8 protein-coding genes are annotated in these 11,631 nt (G+C 69.1%); all 8 read left to right on the top strand.

Translation table 11 applies throughout. From position 1 onward, the window contains the following. Positions 1–8: 8 nt before the first annotated feature. The 8 genes from ACPPVQ_RS04930 to ACPPVQ_RS04965 all read left to right on the top strand — a co-directional run bounded on the left by ACPPVQ_RS04930 (position 9) and on the right by ACPPVQ_RS04965 (position 11,630). Entirely contained in the window at positions 9–3,371 is a 3,363-nt protein-coding gene (locus tag ACPPVQ_RS04930; RefSeq protein WP_426519223.1) for a serine hydrolase, read from the top strand. After that, on the top strand, positions 3,368–4,492 hold the full coding sequence (locus tag ACPPVQ_RS04935) for a M20/M25/M40 family metallo-hydrolase (RefSeq protein ID WP_426519225.1): 1,125 nt from the start codon (positions 3,368–3,370) through the stop codon (positions 4,490–4,492). The genes ACPPVQ_RS04930 and ACPPVQ_RS04935 overlap by 4 nt, the downstream gene beginning before the upstream one ends. After that, positions 4,489–5,292, top strand: a complete 804-nt coding sequence (locus tag ACPPVQ_RS04940) for a GNAT family N-acetyltransferase (RefSeq protein WP_426519227.1) — start codon at positions 4,489–4,491, stop codon at positions 5,290–5,292. Before ACPPVQ_RS04935 ends, ACPPVQ_RS04940 begins: the two co-directional genes overlap by 4 nt. Further along, positions 5,289–6,395, top strand: coding sequence for an o-succinylbenzoate synthase (menC, locus tag ACPPVQ_RS04945; protein ID WP_426519229.1), 1,107 nt, complete (start codon positions 5,289–5,291; stop codon positions 6,393–6,395). Before ACPPVQ_RS04940 ends, menC begins: the two co-directional genes overlap by 4 nt. 19 nt (positions 6,396–6,414) lie before the next feature. After that, positions 6,415–8,055 carry a PucR family transcriptional regulator gene (locus ACPPVQ_RS04950; protein WP_426519231.1) on the top strand — a complete coding sequence of 547 codons (1,641 nt, stop codon included), beginning with the start codon at positions 6,415–6,417 and terminating at the stop codon, positions 8,053–8,055. Between the two features lie 119 nt (positions 8,056–8,174). Then, positions 8,175–10,361, top strand: coding sequence for a cell wall-binding repeat-containing protein (locus ACPPVQ_RS04955; protein ID WP_426519233.1), 2,187 nt, complete (start codon positions 8,175–8,177; stop codon positions 10,359–10,361). A gap of 403 nt (positions 10,362–10,764) precedes the next feature. Continuing rightward, a complete protein-coding gene (locus ACPPVQ_RS04960; protein WP_426519235.1) occupies positions 10,765–11,211 on the top strand; it encodes an FAS1-like dehydratase domain-containing protein in 447 nt (148 codons plus the stop codon). Then, the gene (locus tag ACPPVQ_RS04965; RefSeq protein ID WP_426519237.1) at positions 11,211–11,630 is read left to right on the top strand and encodes a MaoC family dehydratase; all 420 of its coding nucleotides are present in this window, start codon (positions 11,211–11,213) and stop codon (positions 11,628–11,630) included. Before ACPPVQ_RS04960 ends, ACPPVQ_RS04965 begins: the two co-directional genes overlap by 1 nt. Position 11,631: the final 1 nt, after the last annotated feature.

An 11,631-nucleotide genomic window follows, 5' to 3' on the forward strand; every position in this document is an offset into this window, starting at 1 on the left:
GAGTCCCCGTGACCCGCAGAATGCGCATCGAAGACCTGCTCGCACTCACCGTGCCGAGCCAGCCCAGCGTGTCGCCCGACGGTTCGAGCATCGCCTACGTTCTGAGCGGCAATGACGCCGCAGCGGACACGGCCGTGAGCGCCCTCTGGATCACCGACGCCGCAGGGTCTGCCCGCCAGCTGACCCACGGAACCACGGATGCCAGCCCCTCCTTCTCGCCCGACGGTTCCGTCATCGCGTTCCAGCGCGACGGCCAGCTCTGGACGCTGCCGGTCGCCGGCGGCGAGCCGAAGCAGCTGACGACCCTGCCGCTGGGTGCCGGTGCGCCGGTCTGGAGCCCGGGCGGAACGCGTATCGCGTTCGCCGCTCCCGTCGACTACGCGGCTGCGGACAGCGACGGCGACGCGGAACGCGCACGCCGCACAGTTGCGCCGATCGTCACGGATGGTGTCGGATACCAGGTGGATGGCGCCGGCTACCTGCGCACACTGCGCTCGCAGGTGCACGTTGTCGACGTCGAGACCGGTGAGCTGCGCCAGCTCACCGACGGTGCCGAGCACGCAGGCAGCCCCGCGTGGAGCCCGGACGGCGCCACCATCGCCTTCACCGCTCACCCTGAGGGCGTCGACGAGCTCGCCATGCGTTCGTCCGTCCACTTCATCGACGCCGTCGACCCCAAGGCGCTCCCGCGCGCTGTCGCGTTCGAGGACGGCTTCGCCGGAACCGTCACGTTCACCCCGGAAGGCAACGGACTGGTCGTCGTCGGCTGGGCCGGCGACCCGCGGGCGCATGCAGGACTCTTCGCCGTCGACCTCGCGACCGGCCAGGTGACCGAGCTCGCCGCATCCCTCGACCGCAACGTCATGCCGGGAGCGCCGGCGTACCCCGGTGCCCTGCCGCAGTTCACCGCCGAAGGCGACGTTCTCTTCGCGATCCGTGACCGCGGATGCACCCACCTGTACGTCGTGCCGTTCACCGGCGGCGAGCCGCGTCTCGTCCACGGCGGCGAGGGCCATGTGGTCAGCGGACTGTCGGTCGCCGGCTCCGCCGCCGCGATCGCGCTTGCCACGCCGACCTCGTTCGGCGAGATCGTCGCTGTCGACCTCGGCACCGGCGCCGAGACCGTCGTCACCGCCCACGGCGACACCCTCGCAGAGGTCGAGCTGTTCGCTCGCGTGAGCCGGGAATTCGTGATCAGCGACGGTGTCACCGTGCAGGGATGGGTCATCCGCGACCCCGAGGTGACGGGAGCGACGCCGCTTCTCATCGACGTGCACGGCGGACCGCACAACGCGTGGAACGCTGCAGCCGACGAGATGCACCTCTACCACCAGGAGCTCGCCGCCCGCGGCTGGACCGTGCTCATCGTCAACCCGCGCGGATCCGACGGCTACGGCACCGAGTTCTACGACGCCGTCTTCGGCGCCTGGGGCGAGGCGGACCGCAACGACTTCCTCGAGCCGATCGACCAGCTCGTCGCCGAGGGTCTCGCCGACCCGAAGCGTCTGGCGATCACCGGCTACAGCTACGGCGGGTTCACCACCTGCTACCTGACGAGCCGCGACGACCGCTTCGCCGCAGCCGTCAGCGGTGGTGTCGTCGCCGACCTCGTGAGCATGGGCGGCACGAGCGACGACGCCCACTTCCTCAGCGTCGCAGAACTCGGCGCGCTGCCCTGGAAGAGCGGCGACCGTGAGCGCCTCGCCGAGCTCTCCCCGTACACGCACGTCGACAAGGTCACGACGCCGACGCTCGTTCTGCAGGGCGGCGACGACGTGCGCTGCCCGGTCGGCCAGGCCGAGCAGTGGCACTACGCGCTGCGCGAGCAGGGCGTACCGACCCGTCTCGTGATCTACCCCGGGGCCAGCCATGTCTTCCCGCTGCTCGGCAAGCCGAGCCACCGCATCGACTTCTGCACCCGTATCGTCGGGTGGGTGGAGCAGTACGCGGGTGACGCGGCGGGCCCCCGGCCCGAGCCCATCGACGCCGCGCACTGGCAGCGCCGCCTGACGGCTCTCGCCAAGCGCCACAAGGTTCCCGGAGCCCAGCTCGGCATCCTGCGCCTCGGCACGGGCGGCGCCGACGAGGTCGTGACCGCCGCGACCGGAACGCTCAACCGCAACATCTCGACCGGTGCGCCCGTAACGACCGACGCCGTGTTCCAGATCGGGTCGATCTCGAAGGTGTGGACGGCATCCGTCGTCATGCGGCTGGTGGATCAGGGCAAGATCGCCCTCGACACCAGGATCGCCGACATCCTCCCGGGCTTCCGTCTCATCAACGACGACCTGACCGACGGCGTGACCGTCTGGCACCTGCTGACCCACACCAGCGGCATCGACGGAGACGTCTTCACCGACACCGGCCGTGGCGACGACTGCATCGAGAAGTACGCGTACCAGCTCGTGGATGCCGGCCAGAACCACCCGATCGGCGCCACCTGGTCGTACTGCAACTCGGGCTACAGCCTGCTGGGCGCCGTGATCGAGCAGGTCACCGGCCAGACCTGGGACGCAGCGATGCGCGACCTGCTGTTCTCGCCGCTCGGCCTGACCCACACGGTCACCCTGCCCGAAGACGCGATCCGCTACGCCGCCGCCGTCGGCCACGTCGAGGTCGGCGACGACCAGATCGTCACGCCGACGTGGGGCCTGCCCCGGTCGCTCGGGCCGGCCGGCCTGATCACGGCCCGTGCCGAGGACGTGCTCGCCTTCGCACGGCTGCACCTGACCGGTGGCGTCGCAGCCGACGGCACCCGCCTCCTCACCGAGGAGAGCGTGCTCGCGATGCAGCAGCTGCACGCGGACGTGCCCGACAAGTACTCGCTCGGCGACTCGTGGGGCCTCGGCTGGATCCGCTTCGGCTGGAACGGCACCCGGCTCTACGGCCACGACGGCAACACCATCGGCCAGGCCGCGTTCCTGCGCATCCACGCCGAGAGCGGTGTCGCGGTCACGCTGCTCACCAACGGCGGCCACACCCGCGACCTGTACGAAGACCTCTACCGTGAGATCTTCGCCGAACTGTCCGGCATCACCATGCAGTCGTCCCTGCAGCCGCCGGCCGAGCCGGTCGACATCGACGTGACACCGTTCGTCGGCACCTACGAGCGCGCCGGCATCAAGATGGAGATCCTGGCGAACGACGAAGGTCCGCTCCTGCGCACGACGATGACCGGCCCGCTCGTCGAAATGACGCCGGAGTCGGCTGTCGACGAGTATCCGCTGGTTCCCGTCGCGGACAAGCTGTTCGCCGTGCGGGCTCCCGGCACGGAGACCTGGATCGCCGTGACCTTCTACTCGCTGCCCACCGGCGAGGAGTACCTGCACTTCGGTGCTCGTGCGACACCGAAGACGGCGGTTCCAGCGTGAGCCTTGTCCACACCGACGTCGCCGCTCCCGCGGTGATCGTCGACCACATCCGCCGGCTCGTCGAATGCGAGTCGCCGTCCGCGGATGCCGCGGCGGTGGCCCGCTCGGCGGAGCAGGTGGCGGCGCTTGGCGCCGAGCTGCTCGGCGTCGAGCCGGAGCGGCTCGTCGTCGACGGCACCACCCACCTGCGCTGGCGGTTCGGCGGTGCGACGCGCGTGCTGCTGCTGACGCATCACGACACGGTGTGGCCGATCGGCTCGCTGGCGACGCATCCGTTCGCCGTGCGTGACGGTGTGCTGACCGGTCCGGGCAGCTTCGACATGAAGGTCGGGCTCGTGATGGCGCTGCACGCGGTCGCCGCGCTGCCGGACCGCGATGGTGTGACCATCCTCGTGACCGGCGACGAGGAGGTCGGCTCGCCGACCTCGCGCGCACTCATCGAGTCTGAAGCGGCCGGCGCCCTCGCCGTGTTCGTGACCGAGGCGTCCGGTGACGGCGGGGCGCTGAAGATCGAGCGCAAAGGCACGTCGATCTACGAGGTTCGCGTAACGGGCCGGGCGGCCCACGCGGGACTGGAGCCGGAGAAGGGCGTCAACGCGACGCTCGAACTCGCGCACCAGGCGCTCGCGGTCGCGGCTCTGGCGGATGCGGTGCTCGGCACGACCGTGACACCGACTGTCATCGGGGCGGGCACCACCACGAACACGGTGCCTGCCTCGGGATCGTTCGTCGTCGACGTGCGCGTCTGCACGATCGCCGAGCAGGACCGCGTCGACGCCGCGATGCGCGGGCTCACTGCAGTGCTCCCCGGTGCCGTGCTCTCCGTCGAGGGGGGTCCCAATCGGCCTCCGCTGGAGTCCGCCTCCTCCTCGGCGCTCTTCGACCGCGCGCAGTCCATCGCATCCCGGCTCGGCCTGGAACCGCTCGTCGGCATCGCCGTCGGGGGCGCCAGCGACGGTAACTTCACGGCCGGGCTCGGCATCCAGACCCTCGACGGCCTCGGCGCTGTCGGCGGGGGAGCGCACGCAGACGACGAGCATGTCGTCATCGACGCGATCGCGCCGCGCACCGCGCTGCTGGGCGCACTCATCTTCGAACTGCTCGAGCAGGGGGACTCATGACCGGAATAGACCTGAAGCCGGCCGACGAGGCGGTCTCCGCCGCCGAGGCGGCGGCCGACGCAGCAGGCGTCACCGTACGTGAGCTCGCCGGCATCGAGGAGCTGAACGCGACCGTCCACCTGCTCTCCGACATCTGGGGCCGCACAGGAAACCCGCCCGTGACCCCGGAGCTGCTCCGGGCCTTCAGCAAGGCGGGGAACTACATCGGCGGCGCCTTCGACGGCGAGGAACTCGTCGGGGCGACGATCGCTTTCCACTCGACGCCGGAACAGCACTCGCTGCACAGCCACATCGCCGGTGTCTCCCATGACCTCATCGGTCGCTCGGTCGGCTTCGCCATGAAGCTCCACCAGCGTGCCTGGGCCCTCGACCGCGGTATCGGCATCATCGAGTGGACCTTCGACCCGCTCGTCGCCCGCAACGCCTACTTCAACATCGTGAAGCTCGGAGCGGCCCCGGTCGAGTACCTGCCCAACTTCTACGGTGTGATGAGCGACGTCATCAACGGCGATGACGAGACCGACCGCCTGCTCGTGCGCTGGAGCCTCAAGGATCCCGTCGTCGTCGCGGCCGCCGCGACCGGCAGGGTGCCGGCTCCCGCGCTTGTCGACCACGTCACCGTCGCGGTTCCCGCCGACATCGAAGCGATGCGCCTCGAAGAGCCCGAACTCGCGGGCGAATGGCGGGTGCGGGTACGCGAGAGGCTCACCGAACTGCTCGGAGCCGGGGGCCGCATCGTCGGCTTCGACCGGGTGCAGGGCTACGTTCTCGAGACAGGCAGTGCGGAGGCCACGCGATGAAACTCGAAGGATTCGAACTGCGTCGGGTCGCGATGCCGCTGGTGTCGCCGTTCCGCACATCCTTCAGCACGCAGACCGAGCGCGACATCCTCCTCGTCCGCGCCGTCACCGACGAGGGGGAGGGCTGGGGCGAATGCGTCACGCTGCCCGACCCGCTCTATTCGCCGGAGTATGCTGACGGCGCGGTCGACGTCATGAAGCGGTTCTTCATCCCTGCGCTCGCGGCGGCCGGAGTGTCCGATGCCCCCGGCGTCGGCCACGCCCTCTATCCGTACAAAGGCCACCGCATGGCCAAGGCCGCGCTGGAGATGGCCGTGCTCGACGCCGAACTGCGCGCGGAAGGCCGCTCCTTCGCGCGCGAGCTCGGCTCCGTGCACTCGTCGGTGCCGTGCGGGGTCTCGGTCGGCATCATGAACTCGATTCCCGAGCTGCTGGATGCGGTCGGCGGCTACCTCGACGCCGGATACGTGCGCATCAAGCTCAAGATCGAGCCCGGCTGGGACATCGAGGCCGTGCGGGCCGTGCGTGAGAAATTCGGCGACGACGTTCTGCTGCAGGTGGATGCGAACACCGCCTATACCCTGCGCGACGCCCGTCACCTGGCCCGCCTCGACGACTTCGACCTGCTGCTCATCGAGCAGCCCCTCGAAGAGGAGGACATCCTCGGCCACGCGGAGCTCGCGAAGATCGTGAAGACGCCCATCTGCCTCGACGAGTCGATCACGTCGGCGCAGACTGCCGCGGCCGCGATCAGGCTCGGCGCGACGCAGGTGATCAACATCAAGCCGGGCCGTGTTGGCGGCTATCTCGAAGCACGACGCATCCACGACATCGCGGCGGCGAACGGCATCGCCGTCTGGTGCGGTGGGATGCTCGAATCCGGCATCGGGCGCGCGGCGAACGTCGCACTCGCGTCGCTTCCGGGCTTCACGCTGCCCGGCGACGTCTCGGCAAGCGACCGTTTCTACCGCACCGACATCACGGCACCGTTCGTCATGAAGGACGGCCACCTCGACGTACCGGCCGGGCCCGGTCTCGGCGTCTCGCCGATCCAGGAGGTTCTCGACGAGCTCACAACCTCTGTCGAGTGGGTCCACATCTGAGGAAGTTATGCTCCCGCACATGAACCTGCGCCCCCGATCGAGCCTGGGGCGCATCCTGGACGACCTCGGCGTGACGCTGCTCGAACTCGTGCACGGTGACGTCGAGGTGACGCACGACATCGGCGGCGTCGTCATCCACGACCCCGTCGAGGAGCCCGTTTATCCTGAGCGGGCCCTCGTGCTCGGCGTCGGGATCGCCGATCCGGTCGAACTTGCGGCACTGGTGACCCAACTCGGCAAGCGCGGCGTCGTGGCACTCATCGTCCGCGCACCGGTCGAACTGACCGACGGCGTGCGCGAAGCGGTCGACAGCTCGGGCGTCGCCGTCATGGGGCTCGCCCGCGGGGCGACCTGGACGCAACTGGCGGCCCTCCTGCGCTCGCTGCTTGCCGAAGGCGACATCGGCGACGCTGAACACGAATCGCTCGGCGGACTGCCCTCCGGCGACCTCTTCGCCGTCTCCAACGCGATCGCCGCACTGCTCGACGCGCCCGTGACGATCGAGGACCGCTCGTCGCGCGTCCTCGCCTTCTCCGGGCGACAGGAAGAAGCTGATGCGTCGCGGGCAGAGACGATCATCGGACGCCAGGTTCCCGAGCGGTACTCACGGGTGCTCACCGAGCGTGGCGTGTTCCGCGACCTGTACCGTCACGACAAACCTGTGATCGTCGACCCCATCCAGATCGGCTACGAGGGCCTGACCACGCAGCGCATCGCCCTCGCGGTGCGGGCTGGCGACGAGGTGCTCGGGTCGGTCTGGGCGGCAATGGACGGCCCCCTGACCGACGAACGCACGGCCGCTCTCCAGGATGCGGCCAAACTCGTCGCCTTGCACCTGCTGCGGGTTCGTGCCGGTGCCGACGTGCAGCGCAGGCTCAGTACAGAACTGGTCGGGACCGCCCTCGAGGGCGGCGCGGGAGCCCGGGATGCCCTCGAGCGGCTCGGCCTCGGCGGCCAGAGGGTCGGCGTCATCGGCGCGGCACTGTTGCTCGACGCCCAGCGCGAGCGGTCGGTACGTGGCGACCAACTCCTCCTCGGAGAGCGTCAGCGGTTCGCCGACGCTCTCGCCGTGCATCTCTCGGCCGTGCGCCCCGGCGCCGCGGTGGCCCTGGTCGGCGATGTGGCGTACGGCATCTTCGCGGCCCCCGGCGAGGGTGACGCGGCAGAGGACCGTGCGGCGCACATCGCCGAAGACTTTCTCGACCGTGTCGGCTCGCGGATGCCCGCCATCCTGGCGATCGGACCCGCGGCCGTCGGGGTCACCAGCATCGCGCACTCCCGCGCGACCGTCGACCGCGTCCTGCGCGTGCTCCGCGACGGCCAGGTTACCGGCCGTGTCGCACGCCTGGTCGACGTGCAGACGGAATCACTGATCCTCGAGCTGCGCGACGTCGTCGCCGCGCGCGGGGATGAGCCCGGTGGGCCCATCGGCCGCCTGATCGAATACGACGAGCGCACCGACTCCAGCCTGGTGCGCACACTGCGGGCGTGGCTCGACTGCTTCGGCGATGTCGGGGCGGCGTCGGCGTCCCTGTACGTGCATCCGAACACCTTCCGCTACCGGCTGCGCCGGATCACCGAGGTGAGCGGCCTCGAACTCGCGGACCCCGAGGCGCGCTTCGCCGCCATGCTGCAGCTGCGCATTCTCGCGACCCGCTGACCCCGGCGCCGTCCCTTTTGGGGACTTGACTTGCCGTTCTCCTCGGGCGCTGCATGGGAACAACGAATAACGTGTGCAGACAGCGGTTGTGAGCCGCACACGGGGGAGCAGGACCTGTGATGCGAAGCGCCTGGGCAGCGGCAGTCTGCGTAGTGACGGTGACGATGGCGACAGTGGCCGGTGCGACGCCTGCTACGGCAGCGCTTCCGGCCTACTCGGCCACCGAGACCATTCCCGCGGGCTCGGCGCCGCAGGGCATTGCGGTCGACAGCACCACCGGCCTGGTCTTCGTCACCGATCAGACCGACGATGAGATGGACGGCGTCGGTCAGGTCTCGGTGATCTCGACGACGACGCACGCGCGTGTCGGCAGGATCAAGGTCGGACTCCTCCCGGATGCGGTCACGGTGGATGAGGCGACCGGCACGGTCTACGTCGCGAATGCCGGCAATCCGGTCGACAACATCACCGGCAGTGTCTCCGTGATCGACGAATCGACGAACACCGTCACCGCGACCATCCCGGTCGGCAGCCAGCCGGAAGGCATCGCGATGAACACGGCGACACACAGGGTGTACGTGCTCAATGGCGCGGCAGACACCGTGTCGGTAATCGACGCCGACACGAACACGGTCACCGCCACCATCCCGGTCGGCTCCGAGCCTGCCGGAGCCGCGGTCGACCCGCTGACCGACAAGCTCTACGTCGCGAACGCCTCCGGCAGCACCATCTCGGTGATCAGCGGCGCGACGAATACCGTCACGGCCACGATCGGCGACGCCGGTGGAAATCCGGTCGGCATGGCCGTAAACCCGTCGAGCGGGACCGTGTTCGTGGCCAACGCGAAGGCGAACACCGTCTCCGTCATCGACGAGGCGTCGGACAGGATCGTCTCGAACATCACCGTCGGTACGGCTCCCGTCAGCGTTGGCGTCGACCCGTCGACCGGCACGGTCTACGCGGTGAACCAGGGCGTGACCGGCGCAGCCGGCCACACCGTCTCCATCATCGACGGGGCGCCGAGAGCGGTGAGGGCGACCGTCGGCGTCGGAAGCATCCCCGCCGGTGTCGCGGTCGACCCAACGACCCATACGGCGTATGTGACGAACCTGGCCGACGACACACTCTCGGTGGTCTCGGAGCAGGGTGGCGCTCCGGTGATCACGAGTGCCGCCCCGGCCACGGTGATCGCCAGGGGAGCCGCGTACTCGTCGACCGTGGTGGGCTCAGGCGGTCTTCCCCTGACCTACTCCGTCAGTTCGGGAACCCTCCCGGCCGGACTCTCGGTGAACAGCGCGACCGGCGTCATCTCAGGGACCCCGACCACATCCGGCCCCTACACCTACACGGTGACGGCGGCCAATGGATACGGTTCCGGCCACGCCACCTACACGCAGCACGTCGCGGCCGTGAACCGGCTCGCGGGAACCGACCGATACCAGACCTCTGTCGCCGTCGCGCACCAGGAGTTCCCGGCGACCGCGCCGACAGTGTACGTCGCTTCCGGTCTGAACTACCCGGACGCCCTGTCGGCCGGACCCGCTGCCGTCAAACGCGGCGGGCCTGTTCTGCTCACGGATCCGGATCGGCTCCCGGCCGAGGTGGCGGCCGAGATCCATTCGCTCGACCCATCGACGATCGTGGTGATGGGTGGGCCCGGTTCGGTTTCAACTGCCGTTGAGTCGCAGCTGCAGGCGGCGGTGCCGGCGGCGAACGTCTCACGCGTGCAGGGTGGCGATCGCTATCAGACGTCCCAGGCGCTCGTGGATTCGGCGTTCACATCGTCGTCGACGATCTACGTGGCCACCGGTGTGAACTATCCCGACGCCCTCTCGGCGGGTGGCGCGGCCGGCTCGCACGGGTTCCCGCTCCTGCTGGTGAACGGTGCGGCGACGAGTGTCGATTCAGGCACCGCGGGTGTGCTGAAGAGGCTCGGTGTGACGAACATCCGGATCATCGGTGGAACAGCATCCATTTCGGCCTCGCTCGAAACCGCGCTCGCCGCGTACGGATCGGTGACCCGGATCTCGGGGACGGACCGCTATGCGACGGCCGCTGCGGTCAACGAGAACGCGTATTCGTCCGCGTCGAGCGTCATTCTCGCGAACGGGCTGAATTTCCCCGACGCCCTGTCCGCGGCGGGCTGGGCCGGTGCCACGGCGTCACCGCTCTACCTCAGCCCGGCGTCGTGCGTTTCGCACGCGATCCTGAGTGATTTCACGAGATTCGGCGCCGGAACGGTCGCCCTGGTCGGAGGAACGGCGGTTCTGACGGCGGGCGTTGCGGCCCTCACGCCGTGTCCCTGAGCGGTGGCGAAAACCGGTCGCACCGGCCCGCGATCCAACCGGAAATGTCGGTGGTGCGGCCTATCCTGAAAATAGTCCGAAAAAAGTTCAAAACACTACATGTAGTGGAATGACAATCGTGTCATTCACGTTATATAGTGGCAAGACACCGCAACAAGCGGCCACACAGACTTCAAGGGGAGGCCATCATGGAATACGAAAGCGACACAGTTGGCGGCTACGCAGTTCCCGTCGACCCCATGGATCTTCTGCAGTGCGACAGCTGCCAGTAGGCGCTTCTCGCAACTGACTGCAGTCGAAGAACTGCTCGAACCCCGGCAGGCCGCAAGGCCGCCGGGGTTCGTCGTTTCTCCGGCGGAGCCGGGGCGACGGGGGCGGCGGGGCGCATCCGTAGAATGGACCGGTGCCAGTGAACCCAGAACTGCAGGGGCGCGTCTTTCCCCCGACCAGTCCGTACCTCGTCGGGCGCGAGAAGGTCCGCGAGTTCGCCCGCGCCGTGCTCGCCACCAGCCCACTCAACTTCGACGTCGATGCCGCCCGTGCTGCCGGCCATGCCGACCTTGTCGCGCCCCCGACTTTCCCGGTCGTCGTGCAGGAGTCGACTCTCGCCCAGCTTCTCGCTGAACCGGATGCGGGCATCGACTTCAGCCGCGTCGTGCACGGTGACCAGCGCTTCAGCTACACCCGCCCCGTGGTCGCCGGTGACGAACTCACCGCCACTCTCACGGTCTCGAGCGTGAAATCGCTGGGCGCGCATTCCATGGTGACCGCCGAATCGGTCATCACGGATGCTCGGGGCGAGCACGTCGTCACCGCGATTTCGACGCTGGTGGTCAGGGGGGACGAGTGATGCCGCAGTTCGACGATCTCACTGCGGGCGACGTCGTCGCCGAGCGGGAGGTCCGGTTCTCCCGGGACTCGCTCGTACGCTATGCCGGCGCTTCCGGCGACTTCAACCCGATCCACTACCGGGACGACGTCGCCACGTCGGTGGGGCTTCCCGGTGTGATCGCTCACGGGATGCTCACCATGGGCGCCGCCGTGCAGCCCGTCGTCGACTGGCTCGGTGACCCCGCGCGCGTCGTCGACTACCAGGTGCGTTTCACGCGGCCCGTCGTGGTCGACCCGACCGACGGAGCGGTCGTCGCGATCGTCGCGAAGGTCGGACAGCTCGACGCTGACGCGCAGGTCGCGCGAATCGACCTCACCGTCACGTTCAACGGCGAGACGGTGCTCGGCAAGGCCCAGGTGCGGGTGTCGCTCGCCTGAC

The organism is Leifsonia sp. McL0618, from assembly GCF_049994905.1.
Taxonomy (GTDB): Bacteria; Actinomycetota; Actinomycetes; order Actinomycetales; family Microbacteriaceae; genus Diaminobutyricibacter.

Bases quoted from the DNA above. Each gene is read 5' to 3' on its own strand.
- ACPPVQ_RS04940 (WP_426519227.1), top strand. From the start codon at position 4,489: ATGACCGGAATAGACCTGAAGCCGGCCGACGAGGCGGTCTCCGCCGCC.
- menC (WP_426519229.1), top strand. From the start codon at position 5,289: ATGAAACTCGAAGGATTCGAACTGCGTCGGGTCGCGATGCCGCTGGTG.
- ACPPVQ_RS04950 (WP_426519231.1), top strand. From the start codon at position 6,415: ATGAACCTGCGCCCCCGATCGAGCCTGGGGCGCATCCTGGACGACCTC.
- ACPPVQ_RS04955 (WP_426519233.1), top strand. From the start codon at position 8,175: ATGCGAAGCGCCTGGGCAGCGGCAGTCTGCGTAGTGACGGTGACGATG.
- ACPPVQ_RS04965 (WP_426519237.1), top strand. From the start codon at position 11,211: ATGCCGCAGTTCGACGATCTCACTGCGGGCGACGTCGTCGCCGAGCGG.